Here is a 22,536-nt window from a genome sequence, read left to right as displayed (position 1 = left end):
CTGGTTGTCCTTATGCCTAACATTCTGCGGGTGCTGGAATACAGCATCCTGCGCATCGGCGACGAACAGCAAGGGGTACAGTTTGAGAAGCGACATTGGAACCTGCTTTTCCGTTTTCATGATGAGCATCATGCGCAGCGCTACTATGATATGCGCCATGACGGAGTGCGCTTCCGCAGCTATGTAGGTGTCATTCAGGTTGGAGATATTACCATCGAGATTCTACCCAAGGTGGATGATGTAGATGTTGCCTCAGATGCCACACTACATCAATGGCAGGGTATACTGCTACGAATGCTGCACGAGTCCGGGACCCTGAAGCTGGACTCCCTCAGCAACGCCCTCCTGCGCGAGAAGGAGAACAGCTTGCTGGATATCTACTTTGACTTGTTTCTCAATGAGGTTGAGTCCCTCTTACATCGGGGGCTGGTCAAACGCTACCGGCATACGGAAGGGCAGCAGAACGCACTACGGGGCACTATCCAGTTTGGCAAGCACATTGCCCAGAATCTAGTGCATCAGGAGCGCTTCTACACCCGCCATCAGACCTACGACCACCAGCACCTACACAACCAGCTTATTAGGCAAGCCCTGCTTCTTTTGCCCCGGCTAACTAGCTCTTCCACATTGCGAGGGCGTACAGCTCGGGCACTGCTACAATGGACAGAAATGCCCACCATAAAGGTTTCGGCAGCGACTTTCGCCCGCCTGACTTTTAGCCGTAAAACAGAGGCTTACCGCTCGGCGTTGGTCATTGCCCGCTTGATATTACTGCAATACCGACCGGATTTGAAGGGAGGCAGCAGCGACTTGGTAGCCCTGCTTTTCAATATGAATCAGCTATGGGAGCGCTATCTACTCCGGACCCTGCAGCGTTTGGCTGAGCCTTACGGTTGGACAGTGCAAAAGCCCGACTATAAGGTCTTTTGGGCTGGCAAGGATAGTACGACTAGCGAGATGCAGCCGGACATTCTTATCGATATGGCTGGTCAAGGGAACCTCGTGCTGGACGCGAAATGGAAACGTCCTAAAGGGCGTCCGGCAGAAGCCGATTTGCGTCAGCTCTACACCTATGCCCATCACTATGATGCCCGACATACACTGCTGCTTTATCCCCACACGGCAAGTGAAAGAGAAACTGAAGGGAGTTTTCTCCACCCCACGCATCTGCCACCATGCTCAGACGATGCACTGATAGAATGCAGTACGGTTTTCGTGCAAGTTAGTCTTAGCCCACCTGCCTCTGAAACGAGCCAAGCCGAGGAACTAGATTATCTATATTGCTCACTTGCTGGCAAGCTTCAGCAATGGAAAACCGCATTAACAACTTAACATGTAACTATATGCCCTCAAAAGAACCTTTATTGGTTTCAAACCTTACGGGTCACCAATATCTGCTACCGTAATGTTTTATGACCGTGACAGCGATAAATTAAGATTGTATTTTGAGGGCTATGATGAACATTACTGCTCAGTCGGAGGCTATCTAAAGCTCACCTCCGAAGAATGTGATGCCCTTGACAAAGTATCCTTACCAGCACCAATATCCTCAGTTGAGAGTGCTTTACGCCCTCTCGTGAGCGGTGCGGATTCACATCCTGCTTAAACCCCAATTTTCATATTTCCACTCCATCAATTGTATGAACGCAACTTTATTCTCAGACCAGAACAAAACGCTCCGTAAGCGCTTCGAGGCGGCTATGAATGAGCCGGACAATGACCGATACATCATTTATGACGGTCCAGTGAATGTAGAACGTTATTTAGATTCAGACATCAAAATTGCTTGGTTGCTGAAGGAACCATATGATGAGACGGATGGTACAGGCGGGGGCTGGTGCTTTACTGACCTGTTCGACAAAGACGACCTATACAATTGCAACCTTAAGGAAGCACATCGGGCAACCTGGCACCCTGTAGTCTATACTACCTATGGGATTCAGAACGGCTTCATGCGGTGGGATGATATGAACTTCATCCGCAACCAACCGGAGATGTGTGATGTGCTGCGCTCTATTGCCATCGTCAATGCTCAGAAGCTACCTTCCCTAGGACACGCGTACACCCAATATGCGCACATCCAGAATTCCTACGATAAGCATCAAGCGCTACTCCATGAGCAAATTGACTTGCTTAATGCTGACATTCACATCTTTGCCAGCACTCTGTCCTTATATAAGAAAGCCCTCGGCTTGGATACTGTTCAACCAGTGCACAAGGCAAGTCTTGTCTACTACATAAAGGATGATAAGCTCTATATTGAAACCTATCACCCGGCGCAAACCAGTGTAAAAAGAGAGGTATATGTGGATGATATCATAGCCGCCGCCGAGGAATGGTCTGCCCTTCGCCTCAATCAGGCGCAAGTATAATCACCACACTTATACGCTCTTCTAGAGGACATACCAACAAAATGAAAAGACCTTTTTTCCTATTGCTTGCCGGCATGTTAGTGCTCAATGGCTGCTCGTCCGACGCATCAACTACCTCATCTGATACGGAGTATAGCAGCTCTACCGATGACGAATCAGATGAGTCGGACGAGTCTGGGGAAACTGCAGAGGCAAGTACCTCTTCTTATTCCTCGTCTGGTAGCGGTAACGTGGAGTATTACAATCCCAATACCGGTACACAAAGTACGTACACGCTTGATGTGGAGCACGATTCCAACGGTGATGTGGAGCGTATCAACTTTGATAATGGAGGGTGGATTGACGACTCGCACATCGTTGACCAGACGCACAACGGCGACGGAACTATCACTGTAACTACTGATAGGGGTGCTGAGTATACCGTTGATGAATCGTCAGACTACGAAAGTGACTCCGACGAAGATAGTGACTCAGAATAGCCGCAAATTTGCTCTCTAAAACTTCGCAATGGTCAGCAGGCTAATGAAATTATTAGTCTGCTGACCATTCAGTTTATACTTCCAGAATATTCGGTTAACAGTTGATACGCTCTCTACAACTCATTCTACTCTCCTTCAGCTTACTGCTGGTTACCATACTGCTTTCATGCAGTGAACACAAGCCGCAGAAGACAGGCAGAAGGTTCCAAATGGGTACTATCTACTGGAAACCACAACAGGCTAGTGATACGGTAATTAAGCAGGGAGTTAAACACCTACTAGACAACTCGGAGATACTAACTGCTCAGATTCAATGGGAGCCTGGCACTAAGGACTTTCTAGACCGAGTAAAGTGGATAGCAGATTTAGCGCATGAGCATCAACGTAGCCTAATAGTCAATCTGGACTGGCTGGCTGATAGCCGACAGCAGCTTCGAGGGAAAGGCTGGCGTTTTGCTCAGCCTGAGACGCAGCAAAAGTTTATGGAAACTGCCCTGAGTGTCTGTGAGCGGTACCATCCTGAATACCTGAATCTAGGTGTGGAAGCTAATTTCTATGCCCTTACTGATTCCAGTGACTTTAAAGTATTCCTCAAAACCTATCATGCCACCAAGCAACGAATAAAGCAACGGTTTCCGAATACCAAAGTCAGCATATCCTTCCAATTGGAATTGCTGATGGGGAATCACACCAATTGGGGCAAGGTTGCCACATTAGAAGTGCTCAAAGCATTTGGGGATGACTTTGACATTCTTGCCCTCTCTACCTATCCCCATTCCAATAGCCGGAAGTTCGGTAATCTGTCCTCCTTGTCAGCCATTCTCAATCTGACGAACAAACCCGTTGGAATCTTTGAAACCAGCGTGCCATCAAGCCAATATCCAGAAACAAAGCAGCAACAGTATTTAGCTGACTTGCTCGCCTACCTGCAGCGCAGTGAACGATGCGAGGTGCTTGTTTGGACATCTACAATAGACACACAAGCTCCGGCACCCAAGCAATCCTGGATTCACTACCTCGGACTATTTCACGCGGATTTTACCCCCAAGCTGGCAGTCGCAACGTGGTCGTCATGGCTTAAACGTCCACATCAGCGGCAGACCATCAAAAGTTCAGGTGGGGGAACTGCCAAAGTGGTCCGCTAAGGGCACCGAATGCCGAAGGCAACTGAGTAACTACGTAGTATACATGCCCAACACCGGTAATCAACGCTATGCCTAACAGCCCGTACTGTACGGCGGGCATCTGCAGTAGTCTTACTTTCTGCAAAGCGTAACCGAGCAGCAATAGAAACACACAGGCAGCTGGCAGGACAAACTGACTTTTCATGGAAGAAAAGTGCGGCAGCCGCACTGTCTGTACCAATGGAACCAGAAAGTAACCAGTCGCTAATAGGGCAAGAACAGCCTTGTCCCAATGCCGTCTTAGGTACTGTATATTGATTAGCCTAAGCAGGTGGAGTGCCCCCGCTACCAATAGTGCAAAAACGATAATTCCGTATACATACAGTGCTCCGGCTACCGTCTTGAGTCCCGGCAATTGCGGAGCGACATACCGGTATTCGTAGTCAAACCAACTACCAGCAAATAGCACCGTCCAGTAGGATGCCCAAGTGGCTCTCTGCAGCAATGGGTACTGCAACAAAGTATGAAACCGTAGAGAATGAAAGTCAACCGCACTCAGGTTTCCCGGTGGCTGGTTTCGCGCATAATCGAAGAAGTGTTGGTTACTGACGAGCAGAATATGGGTCAGCTGCCACTTCCACACTTCGTCACTTACCCCTACTCCTACCGTCAGTATCGGTAACGCTACAGTCCACCAATTGGAACTAGTTTTGAGGCTTGCCCCCCTTTGGATGTATCGCCACCAGATGCTTACAGGCAGCAAGAGCACCAGCAACCCATGTTGCTTGGTAAGCGCACAGGCAGCCGCTGAAAGGCACAGCCCTACCATCACGGATAACTGGGGCTGCCGGACGTAGCGAAGGAATAGCCATATGCTCAGGGTAGCAAGAAAGACCAGCGCATAATCATTGGTAATCATTGCCGAGGCATACAAGTCTCTCGGAAATACACTCGCCACCGCCAGCAACACCCACACGATTCTACGCTGACCAGGAAATACGCTTCGGGCAATTTTGCAGACTATCAGTAGCACACCAATGGAAAGTACCGTGTTGATTGCCTGCACCGCCTTCCATGCTGTGTAATAAGTGTGCGTCAGCAGAAATGCTATGCGGTACACTCCTGCCGCCGTTACATAGTACAATGGTGGTTGGTAGCATTCCCAACACGCATTGGGGGCGGGTCGCTGATGATGGTTTAAGTAATACGCAATGGGTTCGAGATGGTCATCGTAAGTGTTATTAGGCGGATTGAAGTAGAACAGCAGCAGCCGCAGTATCACGCCAAGCGAGAGGATACTGACGAGCGCCCAATCCGTTCTGCGGACAGACGAGACCATAAACGAGTGAATTGACCGAAAAGCGTAAGAAAGGCATACAAGGCTGCTCCTGTGCCTAGCAACTTCACGATAACCGGAACCTTGAGATAAAGCAGCCGAACCCACCAGAAATTATAGGCAGTAAAGTCGATACTGTTTTGTAGCATGACCTGCGAGGAAACCGGACGCGCTTCATTACGCCAGGCACCTTCGGGCAAAAACAACTCCTTGTGGGAAAAGTCAAGCGTGCTGGATGTCACCTCGTATAATGAGATGACCTGTCCCTTTATGGGAGAATAGCGCGGATGGAAGAAATAGGCATCCGTCCAAAAGATATCTCCTTCCGCCAGAAAGGTTTTTACAAGTGTCCGTTTATGAAACGTAGTGATTGCTAATAGCTGCACCAGCAGTGACGCAGCCCCAACTGTCCATATCCACTGGCGGTACCGCTGATGGGGCAGGTAGAACAGGGCAAGATATAGCAGCGGTACTGCCGCCACGATGTAACGCGGACCCCAGTTCCAGGCACTGCCATGCCAAGCAAAGTTCGTGGCGTATAAGCCCAGATAAGCCCCTGTGATTAGCAGAATACATAAGCATAGTCGGCGTTGGTGCTGCCAGAATGCGCGGCAGCTGAGAAACACGAGTATCAGCGAAGGAGAAAACAGGAAGATACCCTTAGCGCTCGAAAATAGTAAGCCTGCCAGGTGCAGGGGTAGCGTACTCAGCTTAAAACTAGATTGGGCAGTTTGATGAAACGCCAACGCCCATGCACTAGCGTAGCCGTTCTGCAATGGGTCGCCGAACCGCAAATAGTTGTATCCTAATAGTGCAGCGCCAAAGGGCAACAAGGCTACCACAAACAGCAGCCGCTGCCGCCAGGTTGGTACTAGCAATAGTAGACCGGGCAGGACAATAGCGAGGGAAGTCCGAAACAGCAAACCGCACCCGATGACAAGCGCAGCCTGCACAACAGGTTGGTAGCGAGGCGTAGCAGGCAATAATAGGCGCACTGCTAGTAACACGCACAATGCTTCGTATATGTGCTCATAGCTATCCTGCGCATGAGCGAAACAGTAGGAAGTACCAGCAAACAGTAGTGTCGCTACAATCCGGTTCCATTCACTCACGCGAAGCTTCTTACCGATATCCCAAAAAACCAGCACGGTACAACCGAAAGCGACGTACCCGAGGAAGGAGCATAGAAAAGCCGCTACGTAGTATGGATGCCAAGGAGAGGAAATGGACTGCGCCAGCCAATAGAACGGAGCAAACAGCAGTACCTGTCCCGGATTGTACACACTGTATTGCTTCCCAGCAGCCGTTACAGCAATATTTCCGTGCGTGACATCACCATAGCCGTGAGGAATCTCAAGTGCACCTGACTCTACCAACAGCCTGGCTTGGGTCAAGCGCAAGTGAGAATCAGGGTTCTCAATATGACCGGAACTGAATAGCAGCGCCAACGATAGAACAAACAGGATTCTTTGCAGCACGGCTCTATTTCTCGTTGACCACATCCACTCCCACAAAACGGACTATTCTCCCGTCCTGCGTCGCATTCTTACACGGCAGCATCCACGGCTCACTGGCAAGCCCTAACCGCTGTTCCACTACTACTACACGGGGCTTTGTATACTGCTCACATACCTGAGTAGCAGGCATAGTGTGCAACACGAAGTTTTTACTGGCATAGTAGGCAACGGCAACCGCCGATGGACCATTAGGAGAAACGACAACCTCCGCCTGTGCTGGGTCATACTGTTGGGACAGATACCCTCCCACCTGACGATACATCTGCTTTGCTTCCCGCATAGTAGTCAGCAGGTCAACCTGAATTTTAGCGAACATGCCGAACAACACTATAGTGGCTAACCAGCTTAACCACTTGCTCCTACCCGTATCTATGAGTACAGCAATTGCGAATAACAGCACAAACTGAAGCGGCAGGTAATAGCGCGGAACGGCAATCGTATGGTGGTTAAGCGCTTTATCAAATACAATGATGCCAATACCATACAACAGGATAGCTGCCCCACCCCACAACAAACTAGTACGCAGACGACGCTTAGTTAAGCGCATATTGACGACCAGCAGAACTGCTACCCCATACAGTACATAAAATTCGTAGGCACTCTGCTCCTGGAAGGGAGCAGTGAGTAGCTCCGTGCTACCCTTAACGAATTGTTGTAACGAAGGCGCAAACCCTAAATAGCCATTCGTCCAATGTACTTTGTGAGCGGCTGTTTGCTGTTGAATGATAGGTACCCACGGCAACAATGTGAGCACCGGCAATCCTAAGCTAATGAATGGCAGCCACCTTTGTTGACGGAAGAATCCGATGCCAATAGTTAGTGCTAACACTCCGTACACAAACACACCATAGTAGTGGGTGTAGAGCAGCAATATGCCAGTTATAACAAACCAAAACAACGGCTTGACATTGGAAGTCGTTGTCGGTCTTAGTAAGACCAGAAACCAGTAGAAGCACCCTAAAGCTAGCAGCACGTACAGGGCATACATCCGCGCCTCCAAAGCATAGAACAGGAAGAGCGGGCAGCATGCTAGTAAACCGGTGTATAGCAGAGCGAATCGCCGGTTAAATAAGGCTCCTATGTTGAAGGCTACCACCAACGAAAGCACCGATGCAGCAATAGAGAAGCTCCGTAGCCCTGTCTCATCGTAGCCAGCTACATACGTCCATAGCTTCAGCAGCAGATAATACAGGGGCGGGTGTCCTTCATGGACAATATTGCGCCAGAACTTCTGCCAGTATAGGTCTTGGTGTAGATACTGCTGATACCATTGTACTGGATGTAGGCTAGTCTCCTGCAGGTCGCTACCTGAAAACAGATAGATATCGAAGCCCCGAATAAAACTCAGCGTATACATCTCATCATGCCAAAAGCCTTGCCGGTTCACTTGGTAACCAGCAACTAGGATGAAGAGGGCGATAAGGCTGAACAACCCAACTCTGGTAGCTAACCGTCCATTTCGGGTACTCAAATCAGGAGCAGGTATCAAGTCTTTCATAGACGATGGGTCAGGTACCGGCTCAGAACTGTCAGGTAAGCGCGGGCATTGCGTCGCAGGTTCAATTTTGAGTGTCCAAACTTGCGTTGCGTCCAGCTGATAGGCACCGCTGTATAGGTGAACCCGTTGCGCAGCGCCTTAAGGGGTAATTCAAGCGTCAGGCTGAAGTTTTGCGAGTGGTAAGGGCGACCTGCCTCTATCACTGCCCGCCGATACAACTTGAATGCATTGGTAAAATCATTGAACCGGTAATCTACCAGCCCTCGCACCAGCAGGTTGAATCCCCGGTTGAAAAACAGCTTCTGTCTAGGATAATCCGTGACCTGACTACCGAACATAAACCGGCTGCCGAACACACAATCCTTACCCGTTAAAATCAGCTGCCGATAATACGTAACCAAGTCAGCCGGAGAATCGGATGCATCTGCCATCACAATGGCGACGGCATCACCCTGCCAGTGGTCAAGCCCGTACCGAACAGCATTTCCAAATCCCTGCCCGTAGCCGTTGTTGGCGTAACGTAAGGTCGGAATATGTTGCTCAATCTGTCCCAGAACGGCAATTGAGTTATCCGTTGAATTATCGTTGACCACGAGCAGATTGTGGGGAATATCCGCTGCAATCAGCACCTGATAGATAGCATGGAGAGTATCTGGCAGATGTTCTTCTTCGTTGTATGCCGGAATCAGCACGCAAAGCTCTAGAGGCGAACTCACTTCGAAAAATTCAGGCAATGGATACGGCTATCGGTTCACGCTTTGTGGCACGGAGTTTTTCCCAGGAAAACACGCCTGTTTTATGCAGGAAGTAGCGCACCGATACCCCCAGAACCCCAAACCCATACTTCATGCTACGGGGAAAATTTATGGACGAACCGTCCGCGAAATACTTGGTCGGGCATGTCACCTCCGCTATGTCGTAGCCTTTCGCAAAAATCTGGGCGACAATTTCGTTATCAAAGATGAAATCGTCTGAGTTTTGAGCGTAGTCAATCTGCTCAAGCACCTCCCGGCTGTAGGCTCGGTAGCCCGTGTGGTACTCTGAGAGCTTTTGGTTCATGAGAACATTTTGCGCAAAAGTCAGCGCCCGGTTGGCAACGTATTTATAGAGCGGCATCCCCCCTTTCAAGGCACCTTTTCCTAAAATCCGGGAAGCAAATACCGCGTCGTACAGTCCGCATTCCAGTAATGCCACCATTGCTGGCAGCAGTTTAGGCGTGTACTGATAATCGGGATGTACCATTACAACAATGTCGGCTCCAAGAGCGAGGGCGTGGTTGTAACAGGTCTTCTGATTACCTCCATACCCCCGGTTGACATCATGCCGGATTACATGTTGAATTCCCATTGCCCGCGCCACTTCCTCCGTGTTGTCGGTGCTATTATCGTCCACTAGTACCAATTCGTCCACCAGACTCATGTCCAGTTCATCACAGGTGGTCTTCAAAGTCTTTGCCGCGTTATACGCCGGCAAAACCACTACTACTTTTTTACCCTTATACATACTAAGCTAGAAGAATTGACAAATTAACCGGGAAAGCTAATTTTTGCCGTGGGGTCAAGCCAATCCAGCAAATCCGATAGGATATCGTGGATGCTGCGCTGTGGCACCCAGCCCAAGGCAGCAGTAACATGGCTATTGTCTGTGTAATAGATAGGGATGTCGCCTGCTCTTTGGTCAGCCACTACCTGGATGGGAACTGAATTACCGGTCAAAGCTTCGCAATACCCAGTAAGCTCAAGCAAGGAGAAGCTATTCGCATACCCTCCCCCGGCGTTGAATACGTTGCCCTGTACACTGTCGAAGTGTTGCAATTGCAAGTCCACCAAGGCACACACATCCGCGACATGCAGCGCATCCCGGACTTGTTTCCCACTCCCGCCAAACCCGATGTACTTAAGCGGTTTTTTCTCAAGATGCTGACGCAACCAGTAGGCAATCACTCCTTGCGATTCCATCCCGAACTGCCCTTTGCCGGAGATGACACCAAACCGATTGACCACATACTGCAGTCCTTTGTAGGCAGCATACTCCTGTAACAGCACCTCCCCGCAATACTTGGTTGCCCCGTAAAAGGTCTTACTCAGCAAAATGGGGAACTGCTCCGAAATGCCTTGGTCGGAAACACCTGCCAACTGCTGGTTTTCCTCTAAAGTGAATCGGGTCTCCTGTTCCATGTATGCCAAGGCATTCAACGATTCACACGAGTAGATGCGGTTCGTGGAGAAGTACACCAGCTTCGCGTTACACTGCGCAGCGTATTCAAATACGTTGATGCTACCCAGCAGATTGTTCTGCACGATAAGCTCAGATGAGGACGTGATACCACCGAGTACGGAAGCGTCCGATGCGCAATGAATTATCACATCAACTGCGCCAACCTGCTGCAATTCCTGCGCATTGCGGATATCCCCGTGCACGAATTCAATCCCTCGTGCTAAGAGAGACGGGACATTCTGCTCGCTACCTAACCGTTTTAGGTTATCATATGCCAGCAACTGATACGTGGGGTAGCTATCCTTCAAATAGCAGAGCAGGTTGAAACCTACGAAACCGGCACCGCCTGTAACTAGAATCTTCACTGGATAGGGACGTCAATAGGTGTTTGGCTTGCCTGTTCAACTTGCTGGCTCGCCGCGTAGATTTCGGAGAAGATGTCGTCTAGCGTCTTGGTAATGCTCCATGCCGGATAATGGCGTTGCATCTTGCGTAAGTCGCTGTAGTAGCAGACATGGTCACCCGTCCGGCTTGTATCCACATAGCTGAACCTCATGGGTATGCCGGACAGAGCCTCAATGCGTTGGAATGCCTCTAGTATGGAGACTGTATTCCCCTTACCCCCGCCAATATTGTAAACCTCTCCGCAACGGGGGGTCTGGATAAACTCGTAGCAAAAGCGAGCGACATCGTAGGAATGGATGTTGTCTCTTACCTGCTTGCCCTGGTGCCCGTAGATGGTGTATTCCCTTTGCTCAAGATTGCACTTGATAAGGTAACTAAGAAAGCCATGTAGCTCAACCCCGGAGTGGTTTGGTCCAGTCAGGCACCCTCCCCGTAAGCAACAGGTAGGCATTCCAAAATACTTCCCATACTCCTGCACCAGAATATCGGCGGCTACCTTGGAGGCTCCGAATAGGGAATGGACACTTTGGTCAATCGAGAAGTCCTCAGCGATGCCATGAGCAAACTGGTCGTCTGCATACTCCCAGCGGGTTGCCAGCTCTACCAACGGAATGGTATTGGGTCGGTCGCCATACACTTTGTTGGTAGACATGTGAATGAACGGCACATTCGTGCTGACCTGACGCAGCCCTTCTAACAGGTTAAGCGTCCCCACCGCATTGGTATCAAAATCATCGAATACGATGGAGGCTGCCTTATCATGGCTGGGCTGCGCAGCTGTATGCACAACGGCATCTGGACGTAGCTCCTGCAGTTTCTGCTGCACCGCTTTACGGTCACGAATATCAACTTCATGATGAGTGAAAGCAGGCAACACCTTCTGCAGGTGATACTGCATCCATCTCGTATCGCCTGCAGCTCCAAAGAAAGCCGCCCGCATATTATTGTCAATACCGTGTACCTCCCATCCTAACTCGCTGAAGAAGGTGCACACTTCAGAACCAATCAGTCCCGAAGAGCCAGTCACTAGAATCCGACGCATATAATGCTATCCTGTCATTCCCAACCTTGATACACGGCAGGTTGAGAAAACACTTTATGGGCACACAAATGAAATCAGTAGGTTCCCCCTTTTCCAAGATAGGAGTACCCATTGCTATAAGACCAGTATATCTACAAGAGAAAGCCCTATTCAGGGATTGAGCAAGCTTTTATACTAGGGATATGCAGTACCAAGGTACGGGTAAATCAGTCGGTTAAGCAACTGACTAATCAGTGAACTACTGCTACAACCAAGTTGCAATACAATCGCATCCTCATCTACTGATGGTAGTAATTCACTGATTATAAGCCGGATTTATTAGAAGTAGACGGCGTAGTTGAATCACAGAATAGTAATACCTTCTTCCATCTCGCCATAGGTTGAAACCTTTGTAACCGGCATTTTTCTCAATCGGCTGAATCCGCTTCCAACTCTTACTCCTACCCTTTCGGTTGATATGCGGACGCCGCCACATCCGCTTCTTTTCATCAATGCAGTAATCATCCCACCCCACCAACAGCCATTTAATCTCGTGCTCGGCGGGCGGGACAGACTTCGCAGTTGGTAGTTTACGAAGTCGTCGCCACTGACCATCTAGAAAGGCGAGATAGAAGCTAGGCATGAGGATTTGGAACGGTTAGAAATCCATCACCACGAACAGGTCCAGCCGTTTATTGCACCGAAATTTTTAGCGCAATACCCCCTTTTTTTGGAGTAGCGTAAACATCTGGTATATAAGATTAAACAAGTCAAGATTTTGTTCTCGAAAAGGCTCGTCGTCAACTAAATCAATACGCGCTGCATACGTGCTTTCCCACACACCCAAGGCAAATAGCCGGTAAGTCAACTTTTGCCCGGTGCTAGTATTTGTAAACTCATAGCGTGGCACGGTATCAGTCTCGTGTAATTGATGCGTCTTGAGCCGATGCCCATTATAATCCAATACAGGAAGCAACGCTGACACAAAATACTGTTGGTCACGGTGTGACCGACCAAGGTATTCTTGACTACGTTGGTAGCGCAGCACTTTCTGTAGTGCTCGGTCTAATGCTTCTACTCCACCAACTATCCAGTTCAGCACCTCTAGCGTAATTATAGCTGGAAATGCTATGTTTTTCTTGGATTCATGTGCACTTCTAAACCCAGTATCGACTTCTACATGCCTGAAACCAAGACCATGCACTGCTTGCAACCGACGAATAGTTAGTGCCCCTGCATGAATCATTTCTATTAGCAGAATTTCTAACAGACTGTTGTTTCGATTCGATGATGTGATATTTTCAAGAAAATAAGCTTTAAAGTTTGTGGTGGGCACGATGCCTTGTATGAATTGGCTCACCATCTCCTTTACTTCAGCACTGTTGTCGAAGTAATAGATTTCAAGACTATAGAACTTGTCGATGTAGCCTGTAAAGTCAGTATCGGCACCATACCGGCTGTGGAAAATATTGCGGATGTTCCGGATATCACACACGAAGATGACCTTATCGAAGCCAAACTTGTTGCTGGTGGATTTATTATAGTCTAAATGCGCGCTGAATACATTGAATAGGCGGAAGATGTGCTCAGGGTCTATCCGGTCAAGGTCGTCAATCACCAATACCTTGGCTTTGGCTCCTGCTTCAGTAGTAGCTAGCTTATTCAAGCTCTGCTCGATGAAAGTGGAGATGAAGTCTTCTTCCAGCATTGGCAGCTTACTCACCTCCCGCTCAAAATCCACAACACGACCAAGCAGATTTGGGTCTTTGCGGGCAGCTTCTGTTTTCTTGATGAAAGGCAGCACAAGCGCACTCAAGGAAGTCCAAACTGATACCACATCTGCGCTGTCCTTGTTGAGCAGTGGAGCGATGCCCAATAAGCCGTTTAACATCGTTGGCAGTTTATCCTGTAATGCCACGCCGTAGGCTACTTCCCGGCTGATAGTTTCGGTTTCCAGCTGCAAATCATGCGACGCCAGCAACTCAAACAATATATCGTATTTGATAAGACGAAAGATATCTTCGTTGGCGGATACTGAGTAATTGACGGGTGAAAGTTTCACCGCTACATACTCTGCTTCATGATGAGCGAAGTAGTCTTTTAGAAAATATGTCTTCCCGATACCAAACGCCCCAGAGAAGATGATACGCTGATTGCGCTCTTCGTCTAGGTGCTGTTGAAAAGCTGTCCGCTGGTTGGTTAGTGAAAAGGATAAGGTCATACCAATAGTGTATCCTACCTAAGAGGGATGAGTCGAGATAGTGGTTTATAGATTACAGTCCTGCTGACTGAGGCTTTTGCATCTCTTGTATTAACTGAGTATAGGTGAAGCTCCGGTGCTTGTCCTTCCACGCACACCGCCCATCCGTTGTTTGAGGCTCGTACGACACAAGCTCTATCTGGTCGTCATGACCTGGTTGACGCGTAACAAAAAAGCCTGTCTTTGGCACTTCGCCAGTACTAGGCTCTTCACATTCATTTCGTTGTGAATCGTACGTAGTAAAGCCTTCCTTAGAAGTGAGCAGGTCTTCGGTTATCACACTGAACGTTTCAGATTCACCTTGATGCACGTTGTAGCTGCGCACGAAGGCAAATATCTTTTCATCGTTGCCTACATGTAGCCGCTGCATTTGCACCTGGCAGTCACATGTACCAAAACTTCCCGCTATTACGGCTTGCCGGCGCGTCTTCAGTAGTTGCCATTTCCCATCGCTGAAGTGAAACAGCGCAGCGTCGACCCAACCATTGTGTATTCCTGCACCCCATTCGAAAGAGTTCTTAGTTACTACAAGGCTTAGCGTGCTGTCATGCCGTTGGAAGCGCTGGTTCTGCAGCACCTTGGCAACAATGTGCTTATCAGGATTGGAAGACTCCACTTGCTTGCTACCATCATATACCGCTGAATCTCCCACGCCCCCACCATACATAGCTGTCAAAACTGTAGCAGCATTAAGGGGTACCGTCGCCAGTTCGGTAGCGCTTGGCACTTGAGTTGCCAGGGGAGTCGTCTCTATTGGTGTAGGCTTCTGCCCTCTGTCGCAAGCGGATAAAATGATGGCGGTGCTTGTAAAAGCAATCGATGATAGGTAACGGAGGGTCATGTGAGATTGATTTAGAGCTAACAGGATAGCGCTACAAGTTGCATTTCAGCGACGTTTCTCATTTGCTACAATAAACCGCATAGCTTCTCATCAGTCCTGTTCGCCACATCCACTACCAGCAAGATATTTATTATCAATCATTTATGATGATGAAAAAAATATTCAAACATTCACTAGGTTTTTTAAAAAATATTTTATCCAAATCTTGCATTTTAGCACCTACAATAGTAGCTTTGTATTATTATACAGTAGCACATAAGCACTGGCATCATTTCATATTCATTATACCAAACTCAGACTAATTATGCTTTACTTTTATAGGAAACTTATTTTACTACGCAATATTTGGTAATTAAACGACAGCTCGCAGCTTCGTATTGATTGCGCATAGACGCAGTTTTGTCCTAATCGTACTCTTGAATTTTTCCTGGCGTTTCTAAAAGCTCATCGGTATTGAAACCGGTGTACCATATCATCCTATGAGCTTTTCCGGATTACTGTATTAGGATTCTAATCTCTTATACAGCGGTCTGAAGAAATAAACATGTCTTTACCAAGGCATTACTGCTGATGCTCTACGCATCAGGCAAAAGAGTATTGTCTATATTTTTTCACAACAACCTTTTTAACAAAATGACAATGAAGCAGAACAGAAATTGGAAACAGGCGGCTCCTATTATTGCCGAAGCTTTAAAACTTTACTACAACGATGACTCAGATAAATACGAGGAACGTTATGAGACGCTCAAAAATGACTTGGCTGGCTCTGAAAGTGACAGCTATGATAGCCAGTTAAGGGATGACTTTCAGATTAATTGCTTATATGAGGATGACATCTTAAACACCATGGAGGAAATATGTGACATCATCAACTGTACTTATAACAGTGACTTGGCGACAGACTTGTTATATCAGCATTTTGCCCCCCTTGAGGCTGACAGTTTATATGCCCCCGAGTCTGAAACTATCTTCCCTTTGATTGAAGGCTCTCTGACTCTATCTGAAGCAGTGGCGCAAGCTCTGAAAAACACCAATGTGGTTGCCAAATAGGAACTTGGCAAAATTTGTAAAAGGCAGCAACAATTTTGCTTGGAGCAGTTGATTGCTTTGTCCTAATCGTACTTATGAATCGCTTTGAATTATCCACTTAACTCTTTTTTATATAAAAACACTACAGAGCGTCGACGCACATGAACTTGCCACAGCAGTTCACGCAGCCATTACCTCATCTGAGGTCACGAAAGCTCGTTTGTACACCACCTATGAATCAGGAGAACTGCCTTACAAAGCCACGCTCACGCTTTATAGCACGCGCAGTACAGAAGACCTAACGGATAATGTCTTCCGGGGAGATGACGCTGTGGTTGAGATTGACTTGTCTGAAATGGGCTAATTAAACACTAACAAGTACCTTATCAACAGCTTGATAGATGCACTTTCGCTGAAATGGTGTTACCGTTCACGGCAAGTGCAACTTGACTATTACACGCAAGATACGAAGCTGTATCTGCACGGTTTAAACTAGCGTATCTCGTCGCTATTCTACCGATTCAGCAACCAGTCGCCCAATTACATTAATTCGAATAGTGATGCTTCAGGAATATATTGAATCTATCGTACAGCCATTGGTTGGGAAGAAGGGTGTAATGTCTCGCACCATAGATAAGCTACGCAGCGCTGGCTTTTCTCTAACCGACATATACTCTATGGAAGGCAAAGGACCCAGCGGTAGTGTCTGGCTTGATAATGGTGATGCTTATGTTCAAGTCGGCTGCTCGCTTAGCAGAAGAGTTCGGAGTGGAGCTATTGTACATTATATAAGGGTTGTAAGTGTCACACTTAGTAACGAATCCCAATACAACAGCTGGTGTCGAACTCATTGTATCGATGAGATATTAACTGACTTACAGGAGGATGCAGCGACACCTGAGGCTACTTAGTGCTCTTATGATAAGCATCAGTGCTTACCCGGTTTGACAGATAAGCACTGGCGTTTTAACTAGTCTCGCAACTTCGCCTATACTTGCAAAGCATCCTCTTCGACTACACTCAACAGATAATTACACAAGCAATCAACTCGATATTATACAATTTACAATCAACCCACACTACCACACTATAATTTACCAAATGTATCAAAAACAGCTCTCATATTTGACACAAGGCACATATAAGGCTGAATAAAATGGGCACAGAGGCAACAGACACATATTATTTATGTCATAAATCACTTCGCCTATAAAGCCAACAACCGCAACGTGGAGCTGCTGCGCCGCCACTACGCCGAGGGCAAGTATCAGGGCAGCGGCAAGGGGCTGATGATAGGGGTAGCGTTGCTGCTGCTGGCCCTGGGCGGAGCCCTGGTGTGGGGTGCCTGGAAGCTGGGCTCTATCCTGTATCAGCTACTGCAGCAGGCGTTTTAAGAGCAGGGGCCGAAGCCGTTCGTCGGTGGTTTGCCCCCCTTCGTCCGCTGGCCGCTCCTGTTCGCCCTGAACCCTAAGCTGTTGAGTTTGCAATGCGAAAGGGGGCTGCCATTTTTACGCATGAATTTTTTGTTTCTTCTCTGGTTGAGTCAGTATCCTTCCCTCCTTGATTCAGAGGAAGGCAACCAGCGCATTGTGGCGGCCGCGCTGGCCTTAACCCATGACTCTGGCCAGGTGCTGGCCCCCTACGAGCGGAGCCTGCTGAACATGGTGGCCCACCAGGAACTGACCCTGAGCCATATGCTGGCCTATTTGCGGGAGCAGGAGCAGGCGTAAGTGCCCGGCCTATTTTCCGTAGTTTTTTCTTGCGACTCTACAAAGCCCCGGCCTATTGGTACCGGGGCTTTTTATTGCCGACGAGGCTGCAGTCGGGCCCGAACTTATTTGCGTGAAATAGCCTTTTTCCGGTAACGCTTGCTGGTGAGCAGGTTGCCGGCCAGACCCGAACCGATTCTGCTTTTGCCGGTTCTATCACCCCACACTCCCCGATCCGGTTGTACCTTCGCGCCGTGAAAACGCTCCGATTTGCTTTCTTATCAGCCCTGGTGTTTCTGTCGGCCTGCCTGTCGTTGCAAAGCGACGAGCAGAAAGCGGAGGCCGCTGAAAAAGCCGTGCTTGCCCGCCACAACGAGTTGATGGCCGAACTGGGCCAGCTGTACGAGCTGCGCCAGCAGCTGCAGAAAACCCCACCCACCGACACGGCGGCCGCTGGCCGCAGCCGCCGGGCGCTGCTGGCCGCCGAAGCCGGCATGATGACCTGGATGCACCGCTACCGCCGCCCCCAGGATACCGTAGAGGTGGCGAGCCGGCTCACCTATTATGCCGTTCAGCAGCAGCGCATTGATTCCGTTGGCCGCCTGTTTCGGGCCAGTCAGGACTCGGCCCGCCTCCTCCTGACGGCATCCTCTACCTCTTCCTCTGCCCGCTAATGATTTCCTCGCTTATGATGCGTTTGCCCGCTTTGCGTACCGCTGTGCTTGCTACCCTGCTGGCCGCGGCCGGAGTGCTGCCGTTTGCCTGCACCGAAAAACCCGCCGAAGCCGACCGCCTGCCCATTCTGGGCATCAAGCTCACTGAGCCCAGCACTCCGGCTGATACGCTGCCCGACCCGGTTCCCTCGTTCCGCCTCACCAACCAGGACGGACAAACGATTACGAACCAGACGTTTGCGGGCAAGGTTTACGTCACTGACTTCTTCTTTGCCTCTTGCCCCGACATCTGCCCCAAGATGCAGAGCGAGATGCTGCGCGTGTACAAAAAGTTTGAGGGCAACCCCAACGTGCTGTTCCTGAGCCATACCATTGATCCGGCTCACGACTCCATCCCCGTGCTGCGGGATTATGCCCAGCGCCTGGGCGTGAATGATGCCTCGCGCTGGCACTTTGCCACGGCCCCCCACGATACCGTTTTTGCTTTGGCTAAAGCGTACATGGCCGCCGCGCAGATAGATAAGAAAGCGGCCGGTGGCTACGCCCACGACGGCTCCTTTGCCCTGGTGGACTCGAAGCGTCGCGTGCGCGGGGTGTACGATGGCATGGTGGAGAGCCAGGTAGATCAGCTGATTCACGACCTGCCCATCCTGCTCAAGGAAGAGGCTGAAAACCAGCAGACGGCGGCCAAATGAACCCGCGCGCATCCCGTCTGACGCGCAACGGCTGGGCCGCGCTGGTCAGCGGCGGAGCCATGGTAGTGCTTAGCCTTGGGGGCTGCTTCACCGAGCGCCAGAACGAGGGCGCCAAGCTGTACGCAGCCCACTGCTCGAACTGCCACGGCGACCAGGGCCAGGGCCTGCAGCGCCTGATTCCGCCGGTAGCCGCTGCCGACTACGTAGCCCGGCACCGCGCCGAGCTACCGTGCATCATCCGGAAGGGCATGAAAGGCCCCATGACAGTGAACGGGGTAGCCTACAACCAGGTAATGCCCGGCCACGAGGACCTGACGGACTCCCAGATTACTAACCTGCTGAACTTCCTGCAAACCAACTGGGGCAACCAGAACCAGCCCTACACTATCCGGGAAGCCTCGGAGTTGCTGGGCCGCTGCAATGGCTCCGACGGACAGTAGAGACGAGATGGTGAGATAGTGAGTTTGATGGGCGCGAGGTCCTAAGGGAGGAGGCGGGGTGCAAACCCGCGCCCCTCGGCCCTATGGCATGGCAAACTCACTATTTCACTATCTCACCAGTTCACCGCAGGTGCATCTTCCCCTAAACCTGCTTAGCTTGCAGCTTCATCTGTATGTTTTGTTATGGGTCTGTTTGACTTCCTGAAAAAGAAACCCGAAGACGCTCCCGCGTCTGCCCCTACCCCTACTCCGGCTACCGATAATGCGGCTACGCCCGCTTCCACGGAACCGGCTACCCCCAGCGGTCCGCGTTATAAAGGCTCTAACTACCAGATGCCGCCGGCCCCGGCCGCGCCGCCCATGCCTCACATTCCGCCGGCACCGCCCATCCCGCTGCCGGGTACCTTTGGCGAAGAAGCTTCCCAGCTGCCCGATTTCCAGCCTCTCAATATTCTGGAGCAGCTGCTGATGCAGGCGGCCGTGGACGCTCAGTTCCGCAGCCCCTTCTACCAGGCCCTGCTCGGTGAGGAAGTGGTGGTAGTGCTGTCCGCCCGCGAAGGCCAGGAGCCCGGCGAGATTACGCCCACCGAAGGAATGGAAGTACAGCTGCAGGCCCTGCACGACGGCAAAATTGCGGTTTTCACGGCTGTTGAGCGCATTTTCGACAACGGCGCCGTGCCCGAAGGCAGCGTAACCTACATGCGCCTGCGGGGCCACGACTTCTTCACAATGGTGCAGGGCGCCGAGTGTGCCCTCAACCCCTTCTCGGCCGTAGGCAAGCTGTTGGCCGCCGATGAAATTCAGGCCCTGCTCAGCGGGCAGCTCTTTGAAATGCCCAACCCCCAGGATTTGCAGGTGTCGCTGCACCAGCCGGAGCCCGAGCCCACTGAGCTAATGGATGCCCTGCGCGAGTACAGCGCTACCCAGTCCCACATCCGCAACGTGTACTTGGCCGAAATGCGCATGCAGCACAACCCGGCGGAGGCCCGCCTGCTGGTGGCCATTGACACGGAGCAGCAGGACCCGGCTTTCCTGCAGGACCTGGGCCCGGTTATTCAGGGCAAGATTGGCGAGACGCAGTTCGTGGACCTCATGCTGATTGACCCCGCCTCCGAGGAGCCGCTCATTCAGTACCTGCTCCAGACTACCCCCGTGTACCAGCGCGCCTAAGCGCCCTGCCCTCATCCGGCCGGTGGCTGGAATTCTTTATCCTTCGCCCTGCTGTATTCCGGCCGCCTGCCAGCGCCGGACACGGCAGGGCGAAGTTTTTAGGGCTACCCCGGCAGCTATTTGATAAAACGGGCCAATACCGGCCGCAGCACAAAGTACAGGAGCGGGGCCAGCACCAGGCAGCCCCCCGCCCACAAGGCCAGCCCGCCCAACATGGCGTGCCAGAGCAGGCGTAGTGCCTCGGCCCAGCTATGGGCAAACAGGTACTGCAGCTTTTCCAGGGTAAGGGCCGGGCTGTGACTACCCCAGAGCTTGGCGCCCTGGCTCATAAACGGGATAATGAGCAGCAGCTGCACCGGGCTCCAGAGGTGGGCAATCAGCAGAATGGCTGCCACATTCAGGCGCAGGCGCACGGCCGTGAAGGTGGCTAGCAGGGTAGTAATACCCAGCATGGGCACCAGACCGAACGAAGTGCCCAGCGCGACGGTGAGGGCCAGCTGGTGCGCGGTAAGGCCCTGGCTGAGCAGTCCTAGCACCGGCTGCACGATGCGGCGCCGCACCCAGCCCTGGGGCGGGGCAACCGGCGGCGTAATGGGCAGGGCAGATTCGGAGGGTTCAGTCACAGGCGGAGAAGTTAAAGCCACAAGGGCTGGGTGATGCGCGGGTGGGGCGTTACCTTCGTGGATGGCGCCAGAGCCGGCCATCTGTTTCTGGTTCCTACGCATCTGAAATGACAAAAGTACACCCGCCGGGCCGAGCCCGAGGCAACTTCCTGACAGATTTCCTGCTGCTGCTGCGCCGCGCGGCCCGGGAATTCGGGGCCAACGACCCGCTGCGCCTGGGCGCGGCCACGGCCTTTTTTACCACGTTTGCCCTGCCGCCCATCCTGATTATCCTGATTCAGCTGCTGGGCTCTCTGTACTCTACCTCCCAGGTCCGGACGCTGCTGCTCACCAAACTCTCGCACCTGCTGGGCTACTCGGCGGCCGGCTTAGTAGAGCAGATTCTGCAGAATGTGAGCAATATAGAGCGCAGCCGCTGGGTAACGTGGGTGGGCTTCGGCTTTCTGCTTTTCATTGCCACTACCCTGTTCGGCGTCATCCAAAGCTCCCTGAACCAACTCTGGCAGATTCGGCCCAGCCGCCACACCGACCGGTTCCACAAAGTGCTGAAGGAGCGGGCCCGCTCCCTGGGGCTGCTGCTGGCCACGGGGCTGCTCTCCATGCTGGCGTTTCTCTCCGACGCGGCCCTGGCCCTGCTGGCCTCCTACGTCCGCGACTTTGACGCCACCTTCGGCTACGTGCTGTTTCAGCTGGGCAACCAGCTGGCTTCCCTCCTGATTCTGGTAGCCTGGTTCGCCATTACCTTCCGCAACCTCAGCAGCGCCAAGGTGCCGCCCCGGGCCGTGCTGCGCGGAGCGGTGGTTACGGCTATTCTGATTGATTTAGGCGAAAACCTGCTGGGCTACCTGCTGGTGCCGCGCAACCTGGGACCCATCTACGGGCCGGCTTCCAGCATAGTGCTGGTGCTGCTGTTTGTGTTCTACTCGGCCATGATTTTCTACTTCGGGGCGTGCTTCACCAAGGCCTACGCGCATTATGTAGGCATGGACATCCGGCCCAAAAAATCGGCGGTGCGCTACCGGCTGGTAGATATTATCGAGCCGGAAGGGAAATAGCACAGTGGCCTGTGGTAGCTTACGCGGTCCTGGCCCGCCGGGCGCCTACCCCCTCGGGGCGGGTGAAGGGT

The 22,536-nt window shown here is 51.2% G+C and carries 22 protein-coding genes; 12 read left to right on the top strand and 10 right to left on the bottom strand.

The annotated features are described in order from the left end of the window. The first annotated feature begins 12 nt into the window (after positions 1-12). From FGZ14_RS03860 to FGZ14_RS03845, 4 genes are all read left to right on the top strand, one after another. Positions 13-1,332: an McrC family protein gene (locus FGZ14_RS03860; RefSeq protein WP_139921402.1), complete on the top strand. Its 1,320-nt coding sequence runs from the start codon at positions 13-15 to the stop codon at positions 1,330-1,332. Positions 1,333-1,640: 308 nt separating this feature from the next. Then, positions 1,641-2,372 carry a hypothetical protein gene (locus tag FGZ14_RS03855; protein ID WP_139921399.1) on the top strand — a complete coding sequence of 244 codons (732 nt, stop codon included), beginning with the start codon at positions 1,641-1,643 and terminating at the stop codon, positions 2,370-2,372. Between the two features lie 41 nt (positions 2,373-2,413). Further along, on the top strand, positions 2,414-2,851 hold the full coding sequence (locus FGZ14_RS03850; RefSeq protein WP_139921398.1) for a hypothetical protein: 438 nt from the start codon (positions 2,414-2,416) through the stop codon (positions 2,849-2,851). A 209-nt stretch (positions 2,852-3,060) separates the two neighbouring features. Next, a complete protein-coding gene (locus FGZ14_RS03845; protein WP_139921396.1) occupies positions 3,061-3,996 on the top strand; it encodes a glycosyl hydrolase 53 family protein in 936 nt (311 codons plus the stop codon). Here FGZ14_RS03845 and FGZ14_RS03840 read toward each other — a convergent pair. The 9 genes from FGZ14_RS03840 to FGZ14_RS03800 form a co-directional block, all read right to left on the bottom strand. Beyond that, positions 3,956-5,257 carry a glycosyltransferase family 39 protein gene (locus tag FGZ14_RS03840; protein WP_180754477.1) on the bottom strand — a complete coding sequence of 434 codons (1,302 nt, stop codon included), beginning with the start codon at positions 5,255-5,257 and terminating at the stop codon, positions 3,956-3,958. The genes FGZ14_RS03845 and FGZ14_RS03840 overlap by 41 nt on opposite strands. Further along, positions 5,254-6,789, bottom strand: coding sequence for a hypothetical protein (locus FGZ14_RS03835; protein ID WP_139921392.1), 1,536 nt, complete (start codon positions 6,787-6,789; stop codon positions 5,254-5,256). The genes FGZ14_RS03840 and FGZ14_RS03835 overlap by 4 nt, the downstream gene beginning before the upstream one ends. A 4-nt stretch (positions 6,790-6,793) precedes the next feature. Continuing rightward, on the bottom strand, positions 6,794-8,326 hold the full coding sequence (locus FGZ14_RS03830; protein ID WP_139921390.1) for a glycosyltransferase family 39 protein: 1,533 nt from the start codon (positions 8,324-8,326) through the stop codon (positions 6,794-6,796). Further along, complete coding sequence (locus FGZ14_RS03825; RefSeq protein ID WP_139921389.1) at positions 8,323-9,060, bottom strand: glycosyltransferase family 2 protein; 738 nt, start codon at positions 9,058-9,060, stop codon at positions 8,323-8,325. Before FGZ14_RS03825 ends, FGZ14_RS03830 begins: the two co-directional genes overlap by 4 nt. After that, positions 9,053-9,829, bottom strand: a complete 777-nt coding sequence (locus FGZ14_RS03820; RefSeq protein ID WP_139921387.1) for a glycosyltransferase family 2 protein — start codon at positions 9,827-9,829, stop codon at positions 9,053-9,055. The genes FGZ14_RS03825 and FGZ14_RS03820 overlap by 8 nt, the downstream gene beginning before the upstream one ends. A 23-nt stretch (positions 9,830-9,852) precedes the next feature. Continuing rightward, positions 9,853-10,908, bottom strand: a complete 1,056-nt coding sequence (locus tag FGZ14_RS03815; protein WP_139921385.1) for an NAD-dependent epimerase/dehydratase family protein — start codon at positions 10,906-10,908, stop codon at positions 9,853-9,855. Continuing rightward, positions 10,905-11,990 carry an NAD-dependent epimerase/dehydratase family protein gene (locus tag FGZ14_RS03810; RefSeq protein WP_139921382.1) on the bottom strand — a complete coding sequence of 362 codons (1,086 nt, stop codon included), beginning with the start codon at positions 11,988-11,990 and terminating at the stop codon, positions 10,905-10,907. Before FGZ14_RS03810 ends, FGZ14_RS03815 begins: the two co-directional genes overlap by 4 nt. A gap of 688 nt (positions 11,991-12,678) precedes the next feature. Continuing rightward, positions 12,679-14,190 carry a P-loop NTPase fold protein gene (locus tag FGZ14_RS03805; RefSeq protein WP_139921380.1) on the bottom strand — a complete coding sequence of 504 codons (1,512 nt, stop codon included), beginning with the start codon at positions 14,188-14,190 and terminating at the stop codon, positions 12,679-12,681. Between the two features lie 52 nt (positions 14,191-14,242). Beyond that, positions 14,243-15,070 (bottom strand): hypothetical protein, encoded by an 828-nt coding sequence (locus tag FGZ14_RS03800; RefSeq protein WP_139921378.1) that lies wholly within the window; start codon positions 15,068-15,070, stop codon positions 14,243-14,245. 570 nt (positions 15,071-15,640) lie between these two features. On the opposite strand from FGZ14_RS03800, the gene FGZ14_RS03795 reads away from it, so the two are divergent. From FGZ14_RS03795 to FGZ14_RS03770, 7 genes are all read left to right on the top strand, one after another. After that, positions 15,641-16,120, top strand: a complete 480-nt coding sequence (locus FGZ14_RS03795; protein WP_139921376.1) for a hypothetical protein — start codon at positions 15,641-15,643, stop codon at positions 16,118-16,120. Positions 16,121-17,328: 1,208 nt separating this feature from the next. Further along, the gene (locus tag FGZ14_RS21665) at positions 17,329-17,493 is read left to right on the top strand and encodes a hypothetical protein (protein WP_180754476.1); all 165 of its coding nucleotides are present in this window, start codon (positions 17,329-17,331) and stop codon (positions 17,491-17,493) included. 120 nt (positions 17,494-17,613) lie between these two features. Then, a complete protein-coding gene (locus FGZ14_RS03790; protein WP_139921374.1) occupies positions 17,614-17,829 on the top strand; it encodes a hypothetical protein in 216 nt (71 codons plus the stop codon). A 233-nt stretch (positions 17,830-18,062) separates the two neighbouring features. Next, the gene (locus tag FGZ14_RS03785; protein ID WP_139921371.1) at positions 18,063-18,482 is read left to right on the top strand and encodes a hypothetical protein; all 420 of its coding nucleotides are present in this window, start codon (positions 18,063-18,065) and stop codon (positions 18,480-18,482) included. Beyond that, positions 18,482-19,177, top strand: a complete 696-nt coding sequence (locus FGZ14_RS03780) for an SCO family protein (RefSeq protein WP_257883335.1) — start codon at positions 18,482-18,484, stop codon at positions 19,175-19,177. The genes FGZ14_RS03785 and FGZ14_RS03780 overlap by 1 nt, the downstream gene beginning before the upstream one ends. After that, positions 19,174-19,617 carry a cytochrome c gene (locus tag FGZ14_RS03775; RefSeq protein ID WP_139921369.1) on the top strand — a complete coding sequence of 148 codons (444 nt, stop codon included), beginning with the start codon at positions 19,174-19,176 and terminating at the stop codon, positions 19,615-19,617. The genes FGZ14_RS03780 and FGZ14_RS03775 overlap by 4 nt, the downstream gene beginning before the upstream one ends. A gap of 183 nt (positions 19,618-19,800) precedes the next feature. Continuing rightward, positions 19,801-20,787 carry an enhanced serine sensitivity protein SseB gene (locus tag FGZ14_RS03770; protein ID WP_139921367.1) on the top strand — a complete coding sequence of 329 codons (987 nt, stop codon included), beginning with the start codon at positions 19,801-19,803 and terminating at the stop codon, positions 20,785-20,787. Between the two features lie 116 nt (positions 20,788-20,903). Here FGZ14_RS03770 and FGZ14_RS03765 read toward each other — a convergent pair whose 3' ends face one another. Next, the gene (locus tag FGZ14_RS03765) at positions 20,904-21,410 is read right to left on the bottom strand and encodes a DUF2062 domain-containing protein (RefSeq protein WP_180754475.1); all 507 of its coding nucleotides are present in this window, start codon (positions 21,408-21,410) and stop codon (positions 20,904-20,906) included. Positions 21,411-21,517: 107 nt separating this feature from the next. Between FGZ14_RS03765 and FGZ14_RS03760 the strand changes: the two genes are divergently transcribed. After that, the gene (locus tag FGZ14_RS03760; protein WP_139921362.1) at positions 21,518-22,465 is read left to right on the top strand and encodes a YihY/virulence factor BrkB family protein; all 948 of its coding nucleotides are present in this window, start codon (positions 21,518-21,520) and stop codon (positions 22,463-22,465) included. Positions 22,466-22,536: the final 71 nt, after the last annotated feature.

Source organism: Hymenobacter sp. DG01 (assembly GCF_006352025.1).
In the GTDB taxonomy this organism is placed as follows: Bacteria; Bacteroidota; Bacteroidia; order Cytophagales; family Hymenobacteraceae; genus Hymenobacter.
Note: the sequence above shows the minus strand (reverse complement) of the source record. Positions and strands in the feature narration are given on the sequence as shown.